This window comes from Streptomyces sp. URMC 129 (assembly GCF_051386415.1).
Taxonomy (GTDB): Bacteria; Actinomycetota; Actinomycetes; order Streptomycetales; family Streptomycetaceae; genus Streptomyces.
In genome coordinates, this window is sequence record NZ_JBPQTQ010000018.1 from 25,882 (window position 1) to 42,209 (window position 16,328).

At 73.6% G+C, this 16,328-nt stretch carries 15 protein-coding genes; 7 read left to right on the forward strand and 8 right to left on the reverse strand.

Annotated features, from left to right (window positions below; translation table 11 throughout):
• Positions 1-55 precede the first annotated feature (55 nt).
• Positions 56-1,384, reverse strand: coding sequence for an LCP family protein (locus ACSNOC_RS06095; RefSeq protein ID WP_436746211.1), 1,329 nt, complete (start codon positions 1,382-1,384; stop codon positions 56-58).
• 109 nt (positions 1,385-1,493) lie between these two features.
• On the opposite strand from ACSNOC_RS06095, the gene ACSNOC_RS06100 reads away from it, so the two are divergent.
• The gene (locus ACSNOC_RS06100; RefSeq protein ID WP_436746212.1) at positions 1,494-2,018 is read left to right on the forward strand and encodes an acyl-CoA thioesterase; all 525 of its coding nucleotides are present in this window, start codon (positions 1,494-1,496) and stop codon (positions 2,016-2,018) included.
• Between the two features lie 6 nt (positions 2,019-2,024).
• Here ACSNOC_RS06100 and ACSNOC_RS06105 read toward each other — a convergent pair whose 3' ends face one another.
• The 3 genes from ACSNOC_RS06105 to ACSNOC_RS06115 all read right to left on the reverse strand — a co-directional run bounded on the left by ACSNOC_RS06105 (position 2,025) and on the right by ACSNOC_RS06115 (position 4,744).
• A complete protein-coding gene (locus ACSNOC_RS06105; protein ID WP_436746213.1) occupies positions 2,025-2,441 on the reverse strand; it encodes a DUF1992 domain-containing protein in 417 nt (138 codons plus the stop codon).
• Between the two features lie 80 nt (positions 2,442-2,521).
• A complete protein-coding gene (locus tag ACSNOC_RS06110; protein ID WP_436746214.1) occupies positions 2,522-3,439 on the reverse strand; it encodes a DNA-3-methyladenine glycosylase family protein in 918 nt (305 codons plus the stop codon).
• A gap of 36 nt (positions 3,440-3,475) precedes the next feature.
• Positions 3,476-4,744, reverse strand: a complete 1,269-nt coding sequence (locus ACSNOC_RS06115; RefSeq protein WP_436746215.1) for a peptidoglycan recognition protein family protein — start codon at positions 4,742-4,744, stop codon at positions 3,476-3,478.
• Between the two features lie 258 nt (positions 4,745-5,002).
• Between ACSNOC_RS06115 and ACSNOC_RS06120 the strand changes: the two genes are divergently transcribed.
• From ACSNOC_RS06120 to ACSNOC_RS06135, 4 genes are all read left to right on the forward strand, one after another.
• Positions 5,003-5,755, forward strand: a complete 753-nt coding sequence (locus tag ACSNOC_RS06120; protein ID WP_436746216.1) for a TIGR03089 family protein — start codon at positions 5,003-5,005, stop codon at positions 5,753-5,755.
• Between the two features lie 39 nt (positions 5,756-5,794).
• The gene (locus tag ACSNOC_RS06125) at positions 5,795-6,556 is read left to right on the forward strand and encodes a hypothetical protein (protein ID WP_436746217.1); all 762 of its coding nucleotides are present in this window, start codon (positions 5,795-5,797) and stop codon (positions 6,554-6,556) included.
• Positions 6,557-6,959: 403 nt separating this feature from the next.
• The gene (locus tag ACSNOC_RS06130; RefSeq protein WP_436746218.1) at positions 6,960-8,531 is read left to right on the forward strand and encodes an LCP family protein; all 1,572 of its coding nucleotides are present in this window, start codon (positions 6,960-6,962) and stop codon (positions 8,529-8,531) included.
• A gap of 62 nt (positions 8,532-8,593) precedes the next feature.
• Positions 8,594-10,384 (forward strand): LCP family protein, encoded by a 1,791-nt coding sequence (locus tag ACSNOC_RS06135; protein WP_436746219.1) that lies wholly within the window; start codon positions 8,594-8,596, stop codon positions 10,382-10,384.
• Positions 10,385-10,409: 25 nt separating this feature from the next.
• Here ACSNOC_RS06135 and ACSNOC_RS06140 read toward each other — a convergent pair whose 3' ends face one another.
• Positions 10,410-11,426, reverse strand: coding sequence for a glycosyltransferase family 2 protein (locus ACSNOC_RS06140; protein WP_436746235.1), 1,017 nt, complete (start codon positions 11,424-11,426; stop codon positions 10,410-10,412).
• Between the two features lie 102 nt (positions 11,427-11,528).
• Here ACSNOC_RS06140 and ACSNOC_RS06145 point away from each other — a divergent pair, with 102 nt between their 5' ends.
• On the forward strand, positions 11,529-12,602 hold the full coding sequence (locus ACSNOC_RS06145; protein ID WP_436746220.1) for an LCP family protein: 1,074 nt from the start codon (positions 11,529-11,531) through the stop codon (positions 12,600-12,602).
• 36 nt (positions 12,603-12,638) lie between these two features.
• Here ACSNOC_RS06145 and ACSNOC_RS06150 read toward each other — a convergent pair whose 3' ends face one another.
• Genes ACSNOC_RS06150 through ACSNOC_RS06160 form a run of 3 tightly spaced genes read right to left on the reverse strand, consistent with a single transcriptional unit; the run spans position 12,639 to position 15,500 of the window.
• Positions 12,639-14,024, reverse strand: coding sequence for a coenzyme F420-0:L-glutamate ligase (locus ACSNOC_RS06150; protein WP_436746221.1), 1,386 nt, complete (start codon positions 14,022-14,024; stop codon positions 12,639-12,641).
• The gene (gene cofD / locus ACSNOC_RS06155) at positions 14,021-14,986 is read right to left on the reverse strand and encodes a 2-phospho-L-lactate transferase (RefSeq protein WP_436746222.1); all 966 of its coding nucleotides are present in this window, start codon (positions 14,984-14,986) and stop codon (positions 14,021-14,023) included. The genes ACSNOC_RS06150 and cofD overlap by 4 nt, the downstream gene beginning before the upstream one ends.
• Positions 14,987-14,999: 13 nt before the next feature.
• Positions 15,000-15,500 carry a cysteine dioxygenase gene (locus tag ACSNOC_RS06160; RefSeq protein ID WP_436746236.1) on the reverse strand — a complete coding sequence of 167 codons (501 nt, stop codon included), beginning with the start codon at positions 15,498-15,500 and terminating at the stop codon, positions 15,000-15,002.
• A gap of 517 nt (positions 15,501-16,017) precedes the next feature.
• Here ACSNOC_RS06160 and ACSNOC_RS06165 point away from each other — a divergent pair.
• The gene (locus ACSNOC_RS06165) at positions 16,018-16,281 is read left to right on the forward strand and encodes a WhiB family transcriptional regulator (RefSeq protein WP_049578918.1); all 264 of its coding nucleotides are present in this window, start codon (positions 16,018-16,020) and stop codon (positions 16,279-16,281) included.
• Positions 16,282-16,328 lie beyond the last annotated feature (47 nt).

Consider the following 16,328-nt stretch of genomic DNA (forward strand, 5'->3'; position numbering starts at 1 on the left):
ACGAACGGACGAACGGACGAATGAATGAACGGACGGCCCGCCGCCGTCATCGTCGTCACTCGACGCCGACCGTCACCTCTTCGTCGTTGATCAGCTGCTGCATCAGCAGGTCGACCTGTGCCTCGTCCCACAGCACCGCCGACCCCTTGTCGGTCGAGTAACCGGGGTCCGCGACCGGGATGTTCATGCGGTGCGCGCCGCGCATCGCCCAGAACATGCCGCGCAGGTCCCACAGGCTCATGTCCTTGTCCACGATCAGCGCGTCGAGGCTGGCGCTCATCGTCGGGTACAGCGTGAACGGGTTCAGCAGCGTCGACGGCGACGCGGCCTGGTCGGCCAGCGTGCTCAGGAACTCCTGCTGGTTCTGCGTGCGCCCCAGGTCGCCTTCCGCCTCCTGGTACCGCTGCCGGTTGAACGCCAGCGACTCGGCGCCGTCGAGCCGCTGGCAGCCCGCCTCGAAGTCCGCGCCCGAGTTCTCGTCGTGGATCGGTTCGTCGAAGCACATCTCGACGCCGCCGAGCGCGTCCACGACGTTCGCGAAGCCGCCGAAGCCGATCTCCACGTAGTGATCGATGTGCAGGCCGGTGTTGTACTCGACCGTGCGGACCAGCAGTTCGGGACCCTCCGACGAGTACGCCGCGTTGATCTTGTTCTGCGACTCCGGGATGCGGTTCCCCGTGACCGAGCCGGTGAACGCCGGGATCGTCACCCACGAGTCGCGCGGGAGGCTGACCATCGTGTTCCCGTTGTTCCCGATGTGCAGGATCATGATCGTGTCGGTGCGCTGGCCCTCGGTGCTGCCGGTGTGCAGCTCCTGCTGCTCCTCCTCGCTCAGCCCCTCGCGGCTGTCGGAGCCCACGATCAGGAAGTTGGTGCCCTCGCCCGGCTCCGGCCGGTCCTCGACCGACGCCAGGTCGACCTCGCGGCGCAGCTTCCCGTCGGCCCAGAAGTACGTGCCGATCGCGGTGACGAGCAGGACCATGACCAGCCCGAGCGCCGAATAGCCGATGGTGCGGCGCCAGTTGCGGGGACCGCGCGGGCCGCGCGGGCCGTGCGGCGGGCGCGGGCCGCCGTCGCCGGGGTAGCGGGGGCCGGGGACCGGCCCCTGGCCCTGCGGCGGGACCGGCGGCGCGGGGCGGGAACGGGCGGCGCCCCGGTAGACCTGGCCTTCGTTGTAGCCGGAGTCGAAACGCGGCGGCGTGTCGGGAACGGTGTCGTCCACCGGCTCGCCCCCCCGCGGGCGCGGGGGCCGCTGGACGTGCGGCATGACCCGGGCGTTCTCCGGGCGCGGGTCGTTGCCCGCTCCCCGGCCGTAACGGTTCCGGTTCCGGTCCCGATCACGGTTCCGCTCGTCGTCGCTCCACCCGGATGGCCAGTCGCTCATAGGAGCCAAGTGTGCCTGGCCCCGGCGAACGGCAGGAGGGCGCTGGTCATGACTGTGTCAGATCTGATGCAATCCGCCGGTGGCGCGCGCCCCGCTTAGGCTGGCCCTCATGACCGATCTGCCAGGAAAGCCCACCGCGGCCTCCCGCACCACGCTCTCGCACATCATGACGCAGGCCGATGTGAACCTCCTGGGCACCGTCCACGGCGGCGTGATCATGAAGCTGGTGGACGACGCGGCCGGGGCCGTCGCCGGGCGGCACTCGGGCGGTCCCGCGGTCACGGCGTCCATGGACGAGATGGTCTTCCTGGTGCCGGTGCGGGTCGGTGACCTCGTTCACGTCCACGCGCAGGTCAACTGGACGGGCCGCACCTCCATGGAGATCGGCGTGCGCGTCATGGCCGAACGGTGGAACGAGTCGACCCCCGCCTCCCAGGTCGGCAGCGCCTACCTGGTCTTCGCGGCGGTCGACGAGGACGGCAGGCCGCGCGAGGTCCCGCCCGTCGTCCCGGACAACGACCGCGACCGGCGCCGCTTCCAGGAGGCCCAGATCCGCGGCACGCACCGGCTGGCGCGGCGGCGGGAGATCAAGGAACTGCGGGAACGGAAGACCACGCCCACGCCGCCCGCATAACCCCTGTCAGTCGGCGGAGCGCGCCTCCGAGCGCCCCTCCCGCCACTCGCGGACGATCCGCTCCACGTCGTAGGGGACCAGGTTCAGCGGGGGCCCCGACATCGGCCGCCGCAGTGCCGCGTCGATCTTCTCGTTGATCTCCGTCACGATCCGCCGCACCTCGGCCTCGCTCCGGGCGCGGCCCGCCGCCGCGAGGGCGTCCTCCGCCTCCTTGCGCAGCGCGAGCGTCGGCGGCAGGAACGACAGTCCCTCCTCGGCCATCTTCCGCTTGACCCACCACATGTCGTCGTGGGGGCGGTCGAGGTGCGGCAGCGGCCGGCCCGCGCCGGGCAGGTCCTGGAACGCGCCGCGCTCCTCCGCCTCACGGATCTGCCGGTCGACCCACGACTCGAAGGGAAGGCCGGGGGGCTTGCGTTCGGTCATCGTCCGTCTCCCGTCCGCCGGGCTGCTCGATGCTCCTCCCAGCCTACGGGCCACGCTGCCATCACTCCCCGACGGCCGCCTCACAGCCGCGCGATGTTCGCGTGCCGCTGGCGCGGCGCACGGCGGGGCGGGGCGACGCCCGTCAGCAGGATCAACCGGGCCGCCCGGTGCCGCTGGCCCGCGTAGGGCGCGAGCAGCTCCAGCATCCGTGCGTCGTCCGCGCCGCGCTCGCCGCCGCCCAGCGCGTAGCCGATGACGCCCGGCAGGTGCAGGTCCCCGACCGTGATCGCGTCCGGGGCGCCGAGCACGCGCTGCAACGTCTCGGCCGCCGTCCACGGCCCGATGCCCGGAACGGCCTGCAACCGGGCCATGGCGTCGGGGAGTTCCATGCCCGCCGCCTCCTCCATCCGCCGCGCCAGCCGCACCGCCCGCAGCACCGCCGCCGAGCGCTTGCCGTCGACGCCCGCCCGGTGCCAGTCCCACGACGGCACGCGGGCGAACACGCGCGGCTCGGGCATCACCCACATCCTCAGCTCCGCCCCGCCGGGACCGGGCGCGGGCTCGCCGTACCAGCGCAGCAGCCGCCGCCACGCCCGGTACGCGTCCTCCGTCGTCACCCGCTGTTCGAGGATCGACGGGATCAGCGACTCCAGCACCAGGCCCGTCCTGATCAGCCGCAGCCCGCCGTGCCGGCGCAGCGCCTCCGCGACCAGGCGGTGGTGCGGCACGAACGCCTCCGGCTCGTCGTCCGCGCCGAGCAGCGCGGGCAGCCCGTCCAGCACCCAGTCGGCGCCCGGCCCCCACGCCGTGGCGTCCACCGTCCCCGCCGCGCCACGCGCCACGCGCAGCGTCGCCGGGCCCTCGGGGGTGCGCGTGGCACGCCAGATGGCGCCGTCGCGGCCGGTGCGGAACGCGGGGTCGTACGGCCCGCGCCGCAGCACGATCAGGCTGCGGCGCAGGTCGTACGGCTCGGGCGGGGCCCAGGTGCGGTCCGGCATGATTCCGGCAATCTACTGGCCGGTGCCGGGCGGGCGTCACCTGCCCTGGAGGTCGGCGGCGGTGCTGCGGATGTACGGCAGCTCCGCGTACAGCTCGTCGCCGGGGCAGTCGGTGTTGTAGCCGTCGCGGTGGCCGGAGACGTTGTTGAGCTTGACGGTCGTGCCCTCGGGGTACGTGCCGCCCGTCGACGTGCGGTTCTGCGCGCCCTCGGGGTCGCCGTCGTGCAGGCCGAGCTTCCAGGCGGTCAGCAGCGAGAGGGAGTCGAGGATGTCCTGGTTGGGGGCCTCGTCGGAGTAGGTGCCGAGGACGGAGACGCCCATGCTGTTGTGGTTGAAGCCGAGCGTGTGGGCGCCCTGTACGGGCTGGTCGACGCCGCCGGCCCGGCCCTCGTAGATCTCGCCGCACTTGTCGACGAGGAAGTTGTAGCCGATGTCGCGCCAGCCCTGGCTCTCCACGTGGTACGCGTAGATGCCGCGGATGATCGCGGGAGCGTCGGAGCAGGAGTAGTCGTTGGTGCCCGCCGTGTGGTGGACGAAGACCGTCTTGATCGTGTCGGTGTAGAGGAAGTCCGGCTCGCGCAGGCTCTCGTCCGCGCCCCATCCGGCCCGGGTGGTGATCGGGGGACGCGGTCCCTCGAAGTCGCCCGCCGACCTGGGCTCCCCGGTCCCGGGCTCGCCGGTCCCGTCCCCGGGCTCCTGACCGGGTTCCCCGGTCCCGTCCCCGGTCCCGTCCCCGGGTTCGCCGGTCGGCGGCGGCTCGGGAATCTCGCCCGGGTCGATCAGCTCCAGCCGCAGCCCCTCGGGCAGCGTTCCGGCGCTCGCTCCGGGAGTGGTGGCCTCGGCGCCCTCGCCGGGCACGACCCGGATCTCCACCCCGTCCGAGGGCCCGACCCACACCGGGACGGTGCCGCCGCGCACCCCGGGGTCGCCCGCCTCGGCCGTGTCCGGGTCCGGGGCGTGCGCGCTGTTCCCCTCGACGTGGATCCACTCCGACCAGGCACCCGTGGACGCGGCCCGGGTGCGCACCTCCACGTCGCCGTTCAGCTCGGCCGCCGGGTCCGACCAGATGACGCCGAGCATCGAGAACGGATCGGTGTCGGTGGACGGGAGGCCCTGGGTGCCCTCGGGCGCGACCGGTTCGCCGGTCTCGCCGCCTCCCCGGGTGTCGCCCTCCAGCGGGCCCAGCGGGAGCGACTGGATGCCGCCGCTCCCGGCGGCCCCGGTGGCGGACGGCTCCGCCGCCCCGGCCGCGGTGGCGCCGGACGGCAGGGCCAGGGCGGCCACCACGCACGCGGCCCCCACCACCGCGACGGACCGGAAGCCGGCCGATGAACCGGCCGATGAACCGGCCGACGAACCGGTCGACGAGCTGACCGAAGAAGTCGACAAAGACGCGAAGGACTGAGCAAAGGTGGAAGCAAGGCGTGATCGCATGACAACGATCATGGGCACATATCGCATGATATGTCTATCGCTCCGCAGTCGACCGGTGACGCCGGGTGAGTGACGGACGCCCCCCGCCCCCCGCCGTCCGGCGGTCCCGCCGGGCGTACGCTGACGCCGATGAACATCGCCGACCGCACCCCCGCCGACCTGCTGCGTTCCGCGCTGGCCACGGATGCCGCCCGCCCCCTGGTGACGTACTACGACGACGCCACCGGCGAACGCGTCGAACTCTCCGCCGCCACCCTCGCCAACTGGGTGGCGAAGACCGCCAACCTCCTCCAGGACGAGTTCTCCGCCGAGCCCGGCGACCGCCTCGTCCTGCTGCTCCCGGCCCACTGGCAGACGGTCGTATGGCTGCTGGCCACCGCCGCCACCGGCGTCGTCGCCGTCCTGGACGGAGACCCGGCCGAGGCCGACCTCGTCGTCAGCGGACCCGACACGCTGGATGCGGCCCGCGCCTGCCGCGGCGAGCGCGTCGCGCTCAGCCTGCGGCCCCTGGGCGCCCGTTTCGCGCAGCCGCCCGCCGGTTTCACCGACTACGCCGTCGCCGTGCCCGGCCAGCCCGACACGTTCGCCGCCTACGACCCGCCGGGCCCGAACCACCTGGCCCTCGTGGCGGACGGCCGGGAGCTGACCGGCGCCGAGGTGGTCGAACGCGCCCGCGCCGACGCCGCCGAGCGCGGGCTCGGGCCCGGTGACCGCCTGATGTCGCTGCTGCCGTTCGGGAGTTGGCAGGGCGTCTCGGCCGGTCTCTACGGCCCGCTGGCGGTCGGCGCCTCCGTGGTGCTGTGCCGCAACACCGACCGCCTCGACACCGCCGCGCTGGCCGCGCGCCGGGAGAGCGAACGCGTCACCCACTTCGCCGCCTGACGGTGGCCGGGCGGGCGCGGCGCCCGCAGGATCGTGCCCATGAGGGTGCCGCGCCAGGCCGCCTACCACCGGCCCACCACCGCCCCGCCCCCGCCGCGGCGGCCCGCGGCGCGGCCGGACCCGCCCGGTGCCGCCGGGCGCGGCCCCCACCGCGCCTGGGCCCGCTGGGTGGCCCTCGCCGCGGCGGCCACCGTGCTCGCCGTCGCCGCGGCCGGCTGGGCGGTCCTGCGCCGGGTGGGGGACACGGTCGCCGCCGACCTCGCCACCGCCGCGGAGCTGGCCCGCCACGACCGCGAACGCCCGCCGCCCGGTCCGGGCGCCGCCCGCACCCTGCTCGTCATCGGCACCGAGGACCGGGGCGCCCGCGCCGCCGCCCTCCTGCTGCTGCGCCTGCCCGCCGGGACGGCGGGGACGGACGGCGCGAGCGCCGCCGCCGTGGCCGTTCCGCCCGGCCTGCGGGTGGACGTGCCCGCCTGCACCGGCCGCGACGGCACCCCGCGCCGGGCCGCCCGCGCCTCCCTCGCCCACGCCTACGCCACCGGCGGCACCGCCTGCCTGATCCGCACCCTGGAACGGCTCACCTGGCTGCGCGTCGACGTCCACGCCACGATGCCCGTCCCCACCGGGTCCGGCGTCTGCGCGTTCCACCGCTCCGAGGCCGCGCCGCCCGAGCTGCGCGCGGTCCCGCCCGAGCGTCTCCGGGTGCTGGACGTCCCCGCGGACGACGACGGCGCCCGCACGCTGCTGACGCGGCTGCGCGCCGGGATCCCGGCCGCCGGAGAGCCGGTCTGCGCCGGGTGAGCAAGAAGCCGAAAACCCCAAAAAGGGTGGCTAGTCAGTGTTTTACCCCCACTGCTTCGGGTGGAATCCGTCACCGCGATCGCGACCTTCGGAACCTGGAGGCTAGTGTGTGCCGTCTGATCCTCTAGAAGGCACACGGAGGGCGCACGGAAACGTGGACGCGCAGGGACGTGGGGGAGCGGGAGACGTCGATCCCGCGGATCAGTGGGTGTTCAACCCGGACACCGGCGACTACGAGCTGAGACTGCCTGGCACGCACCCCGCCGGGCGCGGCGAAAGGCCGAGCCAGTCGTCAGCCTCCGGCGACCCCGCGCGCCAGGGCCGTAACGCTCCGCCACGGCAGCGTCGCGCACCGTCAGACCGGCCCCGGACCGGTGACCGGCCGGGGGACGGCGACGGTCCGATGCCGGGCCAGCGGGACCGCCGGGCCGCCCCGGCGCCCAGCCGCCGGAGGGGCAAGGACGTCAGGGGCGGGAAGGCCGCCAGGAAGCGCGGCCGGGCGAAGAAGGCGCTGATGTGGACCGGCGGCGGCCTCGCGATGCTGCTGATCGTGGGCTGCGCCGGCGCGTGGTACGTCTTCAACCGGCTCAACGGGAACATCAACAAGGTCGACGTCGGCATCGAGAACAACTACCAGTCCGACGAGCCGGTCAACATCCTCTTCATCGGCACCGACACCCGCACCGGCTCCGGCAACGACGCCTACGGCGGCGAGGCCAGCGAGGGCGCCGACACCACGATCCTCATGCACTTCTCGAAGGACCGGACGCACGCCACCGGCCTGAGCATCCCCCGGGACCTCATCACCGACATCCCGGACTGCGAGGTCAAGCTGGAGGACGGCAGCACGGAGGTCATCCCCGGCTCGCAGGACGTCCGGTTCAACCAGAGCCTGGGCACCAACGGCCGTGACCCCGGCTGCGTCTGGCGCACGGTCCAGGAGCTGACCGGCGTCGAGATCAACCACTTCATGATGGCCGACTTCAACGCCGTCAAGGACCTCTCGACGGCCGTCGGCGGCGTCCCGGTCTGCCTCGAAGAGCCCATCGACGACCCGAAGTCGGGCCTCCAGCTCGACGCCGGGCGGCACGAGGTGCAGGGCGAGCAGGCCCTGGCGTTCGTCCGGACCCGGCACTCGGTGGGCACCGGCAGCGACCTGAGCCGGATCGAGCTGCAGCAGCAGTTCGTCGCCTCGATGGCCCGCGAGATCACCCAGGGCGGGGTGCTCAGCAGCCCCACCCGGCTGCTGGAGCTGGCGGACACCGCGACCAAGTCGCTGACCGTCGACACCGGTATCGGCAGCATCCAGAAGCTCAAGGCCCTGGCGGAGGACCTCGGTCAGGTGCCGATGTCCGACATGAACTTCATCACGCTGCCCGTCGTGGACAACCCCGCCGAGCCCGAGGGCGCCAAGGCCACGGTCGTGCTGGACGAGTCCAGGGCCGCGCCGATCTTCCGGATGCTCCAGGAGGACATCTCCATGACGGACTCCGGCGAGGCGGCCGGGGACGCGGGCGGCTCCGGCGACGACGGCCAGGGCGGCGAGGGCGGCGAGGGCGGCCAGGACGGCGGCGAGGGATCCGGCGAGCCCGAGATGGCCCCGGCCGCGCAGGTCAGGGTCGACGTCTACAACGGCGGCAACGTGATCGGCGCCGCCCAGGAGACACTGGACTGGTTGCAGAACGTGCAGGGCGTCCCGCTCTCGACCAACGCGGGCAACGCGCCCGAGGCGCAGGAGGAGACCACCCTGGAATACGGCCCTGACCAGGCCGACCAGGCGGCGACCCTGGCCGAGATGATGGGCCTGCCCGACTCCGCGCTGCGCGAGCAGTCGGCGGACGCCGGCGACGAGCCCATGATCCTCGTGCTCGGCGACGACTTCCGCGGGGCCGGTGAGCCCATCGAGGTCCCGGCCGAGTTGCCGGAGGACGTCAACAGCATCACGGCGGACGACGAAGACGTCTGCGCCTCATAAGGCTCATCAGGGGGGCCGCCCGGCCGGGCGGAGCGGAGCGACAGCGAAGAGTGGGGGTTCCCGTGCGGAGGACCGGCATACGCGGCGAGGACGACAGCGGATCCTTCGCCGGGGTCGCCCGACCAGGACAGGGGATCCCCCGCACCACCACCGCACCGCACGGCGGCCCCCCCGCCCAGGACCATGACCCGGCCGGGGCCCAGGGCAGCCCGGCCGACCACGGCGGCCCGGCCGACGAGGGCGACAAGGCCGCTCCCGACGGCCGCCGCTCCCGCAAGAAACCCAAGCCCCTGTGGCGCCGCGTCCTCGTCTGGACGGCCGGCGGGCTGGCCGTCCTCATCGTGGCCGTGGCCGCCGCCGGCGGACTCTACATCTGGCACCTGAACCGGAACATCGACAAGGACCCCCTCAACCTCGGCAACAACGACATGGGGGAGTCGGAGCCGAACGCGGCGGGGCAGACCCCGCTCAACATCCTTCTCCTCGGCTCCGATTCGCGCGACGGCGAGGAGAACCAGGAGCTGGGCGGCGCCCGCGACCTGGCCGGCGGCCCGGTCCGCGCCGACGTCCAGATGCTGCTGCACGCCTCGGCCGACCGCAGCAACATCACGTTGATCAGCATCCCGCGCGACACCCAGGTCACCATCCCCGAGTGCACGGACCCCGACACGGGCGAGGTGTACCCGGAGGACGAGTCCGAGTCGATCAACATGGCCCTCTCGCACGGCGGTCCCGGCTGCGTCGTGGCCACGTGGTGGGAGCTGACGGGCATCCCCATCGACCACTTCATGATGCTCGACTTCGCGGGCGTCGTGGACATGGCCGACGCGGTGGGCGGCGTCCCGGTCTGCGTCCAGCAGAACATCCACGACCCGAAGTCCGGCCTGCGGCTGGAGGGCGGCACGACCGTGGTCGAGGGCGAGCAGGCGCTGCAGTGGCTGCGCACCCGGCAGGCGTTCGGCGACGGCAGCGACGTCGGCCGCACCCGCGCCCAGCAGATGTACCTGAGCAACATGGTCGAGGAGCTGCAGTCCAGCGCCTCCCTCAGCGACCCCGGCGAGCTGATGGACCTGGCGGAGGCGGCGACCGACGCCCTGACCGTCGATCACGGCCTCGGCAGCGTGCAGAAGCTGTACGACCTGGGCACGGACCTGCGGTCCGTCCCGAACGACCGCGTCAACATGGTCACCCTGCCCTGGATCCCCGACCCGGCGAACCCGGACGTCACGATCGTCCCGGACCCGGTGGCGGCGGAGGAACTGTTCGCGCTGGTCCGCGAGGACATCCCGCTGGACGACCAGGACGCCCGCCCCGCCGACGACGGCGAGGGCGACAGCGACGGCGAGGAGGGCGACGCCGGGTCCTCACCGTCCCCGGAGCAGACCCCCGACCCCGCGGCCGAGATCCCGGTCGCCGTGCGCAACGGCACGGGCCACGGCACGGAGTTCCCGTATCCCGTCGCGGGCCGGGCCAGTGTGATCACCGACGAGTTGCACCGTCTCGGCTTCACCGCCGCGACCACCGACGTCACGCCCGAGTCCGAGGGCAGCACGGCACTGCTGTATCCGGACATCGCGGACCAGGCCAACGCGGAGGCCGTCGCGGAGGCGCTGGGCCTGCCGGGCGGCGCGGTGCGGATCTCGCCGAGCGTCGACCGGATCACCCTGGTCATCGGGGCGGACTGGCGCGAGGGCACCACGTTCCCCGAGGCGCCGGACGACGCGGACCCGGGCGGTGCCGCCACCGGTGGCGGTGGCGGCGGCGCGACCGAGGAACCCGCTGTGGACGAGCAGGACATCCTCTCCGGCAAGGACGACACCTGCATGGAGGTCAACCCCGCCTACGTCTGGTAGCGCCCGCCCACCGCCGCGCGGTTCCTCAGCCCCGGGGCGCCGCGACCGGCTCCCGGCGGCTGGCGATGACCTTCCTCGCCAGCCCCCGCGGGCTGGTCAGGAACCCCCAGCCCCACGACATGTGCATGGTCGCCAGCGCCACCGGCACCCGCAGCCGTGCCCCGGCCGGCAGCCCCTTCCCGGCGGGCACCGAGCCGAGGGTGATGCCCGCGAGATAGCCCGCCGGCACCACCAGGCCCCACGGCGTCAGCACCGCGCCCACCACCACCCCGGCGGCGATCGCCAGCAGCGCGGCGGGCGGCGCCAGATAGCGCGGGTTGATCGACCCGGCGTGGTAACGGGCCACCACGCGCCGCCAGCGCCCGTAGTTCCGGTACTGCCGGGCCAGCTCGCGCACCGACGGGCGCGGCCGGTAGGAGACCAGCAGCTCGGGCGAGAACCAGATCAGCCCGCCCGACTGCCGGATGCGGTAGTTCAGCTCCCAGTCCTGCGCGCGGATGAACTCCTCGTTGTAGCCGCCCAGCTTCTCCAGCACCTCGCGCCGGAAGACCCCCAGGTAGACGGTTTCGGCCTCGCCCGCCTCGCCGCCGGTGTGGAAGGCCGCGTTGCCCACCCCGATCCGGGAGGTCATCGCGGCGGCGACGGCCCGCTCCCAGTCGTTCTCGCCCTCCGCGTGCATGATCCCGCCGACGTTCGCCGCGCCGGTCTCCGCCAGCAGCCGCACGGCGGTGGCGATGTAGTCCCGCGACAGCATCCCGTGCCCGTCCACCCGCACCACGACCGGGTGCCGGGAGGCGGCGATGGCCGCGTTGAGGCCGGCGGGCGTCCGGCCGGTCGGGTTCGGCACGGTCCGTACCCGCGCGTCCCCGGCCACCAGCTCGGCGGCGATCTCGTCCGTCCGGTCCGTCGAGGGGCCGAGGGCGATGACGACCTCCAGCTCGCCCGGGTAGTCCTGCTCCAGGATGTGCCGCACGGAGTCGCGCAGATGCCGTTCCTCGTTGAGCACCGGCATGATCACGGACACGGCGGGAGTCGTGGGAATGCTGCTCACCGGAGCACGTTACCGCGTACGGGCGACCCCGGTGCGCGCCGCCCGGTGCCGTTGATCCTATGGCCATACGGTGACGGGCGGGAGGTGCCCCACATGCCCGCTTCACGCCGCCGCCGCTGGGGCCTGCGCGCCGCGGCCCTCCTGGCCGGCCTGGTGCTGACGACCGGCGGGGTGGGCCACGCGGTGATCAACGCGGCCGAGCACGGCGTCGACCGCGTCGACCCGTTCCGCGGCCTGCGGGACCGGCCCGAGGCCGGGAGCGGCCTCAACATCCTGCTGATCGGCACCGATTCCCGCGAGGGGCTCACCGCCGAGGAGCGCGAGCGGTACCACCTCGGCAACGCGTCCTGCTACTGCGCCGACACCATCCTGCTGCTGCACCTGTCCGCGTCGGGCGACCGGGCCACCGTCGTCAGCCTGCCCCGCGACTCCTACGCGACGCTCCCCGAGCACACCTTCGCCGTCTCCGGCGCCCACCACGCCCCGCACGCCGACAAGCTCAACGCGGCCCTGTCGCACGGCGGCCCGCCCCTGATGGTGCGCACCGTCGAGGACATGACCGGGCTGCACGTCGACCACTACGTGGAGGTGAGCTTCACCGGCTTCGTGCGCGCGGTGGACGAGGTCGGCGGCGTCGAGGTCTGCACGCCGCGCCCGCTGCGCGACGAGCAGGCCGGACTCGACCTGCCGGCCGGCACGAGCAGGCTGGACGGTGCCGAGGCCCTGGCGTACGTGCGCGCCCGGCACGTGGACGGCGCTTCCGACCTCGGGCGGATGCGGCGGCAGCAGGAGTTCATGGCGGCGTTCGCGGAGGAGGCGATCAGCGGCGGCCTGCTCCTCGACCCGGCCCGGCTGGGCACCGTCGTCCGGTCGCTCCTCGCCTCGGTCCGCGCCGACCCCGGCTTCGGCGCCGAGGAGATGCTCCGGCTCGCCGAGGCGCTCCGGGACTTCAGGCCGTCCGACGCCCGGTTCGCGTCCGTGCCGGTCGAGGACACCGCGCGCGCCGTGCCGGGCCTGGGCTCCACGGTCGCCTGGGACGAGCGCGCGGCGGAGCGCCTCTTCACGGCCCTGGACGAGGACCGCCCGCTGCCCTCCGGCCCCGGCCCCGCCCCGGCGCCGGGGAACGAGCCCGCATCGGCGGAACCGGCCACCGGCGTCGCCTGCTGACGCCGGTGGCCGGTTCCCCCCGGCGCACGATTCCGGCTAGCGCACCGTGATGAACGCGTCGGCGGCGCGCGGCGGCCTCGGCCTCGGGGGCGCCGCCGCCCGGCCCACGGCCACCGCGCCCATCGGGTCCCAGCTCTCCGGCAGGCCCAGCTCCGCGCGCACCGCGTCCCGGCAGAACATCGTGGACGACACCCACGCCGAGCCGAGCCCCTCACCGGCCAGGGCCACCAGCAGGTTCTGCACCCCGGCGCCCGCCGCGACGACGAACATCTCGCGTTCCGCCGCGTTCCGCCGCTCGTCCGGGTAGGTGTGCGAGCCCTCCATCACCATGCAGGGCACCACCAGATACGGCGCGTTCCGCAGCACGTCGCCCCGGCGCACGCGCTTGGCGATGCTCTCCTCGGTCTTCCCGTCGCGCCGCAGGTCCGCGATCCACGCGTCCCGCATCACGTCCAGCAGCCGCGTCCGCGCCCGCGCGGACTCCAGCAGCACGAACCGCCACGGCGTGGTGTGGTGCGGCGCCGGAGCGGTCACGGCGGCGGCCACGGCCCGCCGCACCGCCGCCGGGTCCACCGGGTCCGCGGTGAACTCCCGGACCGTCCTGCGCTGCGTGACGGCCTCGCGCACCGCCTCCGAGGTGCCCAGCCGGAACATGTCCAGCGCCGGGTCGCGGATCAGGTCCCGCGCGCCCCCGCCGGCCGCGCCGTCGCCGACGCGGTGGCCCAGGCCCCGGACCACCGCCACCGGCAGCCCGGCCGTCTTGCCCTTGACCAGCTCGGCGGCGCCCGCCAGCTCGTCGGCCACGGCGGTGACGGTGACGTCGAACTGCTTGCCGAAGGTGTCGGTCCCGCCGCGCAGATCGTCCAGGACCGAGACCCCGGCCGCGCCGATCGCCACATCGGTCTGCCCCTCGCGCCAGGGCCGCCCGAACGTGTCGGTGATGATCACGCCGACGTCCACGGAGCGCAGCGCCCGCAGGCCCCGCCGGATCCGCTCCGCCGAGGCGTCCGGGTCCTCCGGCAGCAACAGCACGGTCCCGGCGGGGGTGTTGGAGGCGTCCACCCCGGCCGCCGCCATCACGAACCCGTGCCGGGACTCCACGATCCGGGCCCGCCCGCGCCGCGCGACGACCCGGACGGTCTCCTCGTCGATCGCGGCCTCGCGGTCGTCGGCCCGCCGCACCCGGCCCTCGGCCTTGCTCACGATCTTCGAGGTGACGACGACGATGTCGCCGTCCCGCAGTCCCGGCAGCCCGGCCGCGCAGGCGCGGTCCGCGACGATCTGAGCGAGGTCGTCGCCCGGCGCCACCTCCGGTATGCCCGGCACGGCCCACACCCGGTAGGACGGCGTCGCCCCGGCGGCCTCCGCCGCCTCCGGCCCGCCCGCCGTCGTGCTGGTCGTCGTGCCCGTCGTCTCCGTCACGCGGTTCTGACCTCCTCCGCGAGCGCCAGTGCCTCCCGCGCCATCGCGGCGGCGGCGTCGGCGTCCGTCATCAGCAGGGGCACGGCCCGGCAGCGGATGCCGTCGGCCTCCACCACCTTGACCGCCTCCGTGTCCACGGTGTCCACCAGCCAGCCGTCCAGCAGCCCGGAGCCGTAGTGCTGGGCCACGGCGGCGGCGGTCGCGGGCACGCCCACGGCGGCCAGCACCTTGTCGGCCATGCCCCGCACCGGGGCGTCGCCGATGATGGGGGAGAGGCCGACGACCGGCACCCCGGCGTTCGCGATGCCCTCCCTTATCCCGGGCACGGACAGGATCGTGCCCACGCTCACCACCGGGTTCGACGGCGGGAAGAGGATCACGTCCGCCGCCGCCAGCGCCTCCAGCACGCCGGGCGCCGGCGCGGCCTGCTCGGCGCCGACCGGGATCACCGCGTGCGCGGGCACCGCGGCCCGCAGCCGCACCCAGTACTCCTGGAAGTGCACCGCCTTCCGGCCGCCGTCGCCGTCGTCGATCAGCACGTGGGTCTCCACGCGGTCGTCCGTCATCGGCAGCAGCCGCACGCCCGGCTCCCAGCGCTTGCACAGCGCCTCGGTCACCGCGCTCAGCGGATACCCGGCGGCGATCATCTGGGTGCGGACGATGTGGGTGGCGAAGTCCCGGTCGCCCAGTCCGAACCACTCGGGCCCGACGCCGTACGCGGCCAGCTCCTCCTTGACGGTGAACGTCTCGTCCGCGCGGCCCCAGCCCTGCGCCTCGTGGATGCCGCCGCCGAGGGTGTACATCACGGTGTCGAGGTCGGGGCAGACCTTGAGGCCGAAGAGATGGATGTCGTCACCGGTGTTGCCGATGACGGTGATCTCCGCGTCCGGGGCGGCGCGCCGCAGACCGCGCAGGAAGCGCGCGCCGCCGATACCGCCGGACAGAACCACGAAGCGTCGCATGCCCGCCAGTCTGTCAGCAGGTGAGGACATCGCGCGGCACGGGTTCGGCATGCGGGCGCGCGTACATGCGCATGTCGGTGAGGCCGGGGAAGTACACGTGCAGGCTGACGGCGGGGTCCAGGGAGGCGTTCACCACCTCGTGGACGTACCCCGGCGCGAACACCCGCAGCGAGCCCGGCGTGAGCACCCGGCTGCCGCGGCCGTCGGCGTGCTCGGTGAGCGCGCCCGCCAGCACCGTGTACAGGCCGTTGGAGCCGCCGTGGTCGTGCCGCCCGCTGCCCTGTCCCGGCACCCAGCTCAGCAGCCACACCTCGTACCCGGGACCGGTCCGCAGCCGGTGGTACCAGCGGCTGACCGCGTCGTACCGCACCAGGGGCGCCCAACACGCGCGGTCACCCGCGATCGCGGTCGCCAGGGCGGCGAACTGCGCGACGGTGGACGGGTGCTCGGGAGCGGGGGGCAGCAGATGCGGGATCGCCAGCGGGTCGCCGGCGATTTCGTTGTCGTTGTCCATGAGGTGTGGTGTCGCCATCGATCGGTCGTGGAGGGATGCCCCAGGGGAGCGGCAGGGGCGCGCGCTTGTCAACCTCGCGCGCTGTCCGGGGCATTGTTTCATCCCTTCCGGTCCGGCCGCCGGGGAAAGGTTTATGCACCGCCGGACGAGGACAGATGCCGCATCATCCATGCCCCCGGGCGCCGTTGCGCTTCCGTGATCCGGCTGTGATCCACGTCGCTGCCGCACGCGATCCGCAACGCATTCGGTCCCCGGTTCGTCTCTCCCTTACGGACGGGACCTCAAGTGGGAGGAGAACGACCGGATTGTGCGGATCGACGTCGCGCGAGCGAGCATGCTTTGTGGCGATTTGAACACTTTCTGTATGGCTGTGGTGCCACAGGGTGAATCATCGGGTGAATAGCAGATCGTGGCTTGACTGCCGCAGAGCGCCCCACTTGTAATTTCACTCATGTCGTTCGAGCGGTATCGATAACGACGGCATCACGGGGAAGCAAAGACGACGAGGGGCGCGCATATGACCGAGCTGTTCCAACAACTGCTGGTCGACCAGGCGGACGAAGAGCTCGGCTGGCAGGAGCGCGCGCTGTGCGCCCAGACCGACCCCGAGTCGTTCTTCCCCGAGAAGGGCGGATCCACACGCGAGGCCAAGAAGGTGTGCCTCGCCTGCGAGGTCCGCTCCGAATGTCTTGAATACGCCCTCGCGAACGATGAACGTTTCGGAATCTGGGGTGGATTGTCCGAACGTGAGCGTCGCCGCCTGAAGAAGGCCGCCGTCTGATCGCGGCTGACCGATCCGGCGTCGACCCGGAGGGCCCCGACGGTCCC

Coding starts and splice junctions, on each gene's coding strand:
- ACSNOC_RS06165 (WP_049578918.1), top strand. CDS start 16,018: ATGACCGAGCTGTTCCAACAACTGCTGGTCGACCAGGCGGACGAAGAG.
- ACSNOC_RS06105 (WP_436746213.1), bottom strand. CDS start 2,441: ATGACCGAACGCAAGCCCCCCGGCCTTCCCTTCGAGTCGTGGGTCGAC.
- cofD (WP_436746222.1), bottom strand. CDS start 14,986: ATGCGACGCTTCGTGGTTCTGTCCGGCGGTATCGGCGGCGCGCGCTTC.
- ACSNOC_RS06120 (WP_436746216.1), top strand. CDS start 5,003: ATGAACATCGCCGACCGCACCCCCGCCGACCTGCTGCGTTCCGCGCTG.
- ACSNOC_RS06160 (WP_436746236.1), bottom strand. CDS start 15,500: ATGGACAACGACAACGAAATCGCCGGCGACCCGCTGGCGATCCCGCAT.
- ACSNOC_RS06095 (WP_436746211.1), bottom strand. CDS start 1,384: ATGAGCGACTGGCCATCCGGGTGGAGCGACGACGAGCGGAACCGTGAT.
- ACSNOC_RS06110 (WP_436746214.1), bottom strand. CDS start 3,439: ATGCCGGACCGCACCTGGGCCCCGCCCGAGCCGTACGACCTGCGCCGC.
- ACSNOC_RS06130 (WP_436746218.1), top strand. CDS start 6,960: ATGCCGGGCCAGCGGGACCGCCGGGCCGCCCCGGCGCCCAGCCGCCGG.
- ACSNOC_RS06100 (WP_436746212.1), top strand. CDS start 1,494: ATGACCGATCTGCCAGGAAAGCCCACCGCGGCCTCCCGCACCACGCTC.
- ACSNOC_RS06145 (WP_436746220.1), top strand. CDS start 11,529: ATGCCCGCTTCACGCCGCCGCCGCTGGGGCCTGCGCGCCGCGGCCCTC.
- ACSNOC_RS06125 (WP_436746217.1), top strand. CDS start 5,795: ATGAGGGTGCCGCGCCAGGCCGCCTACCACCGGCCCACCACCGCCCCG.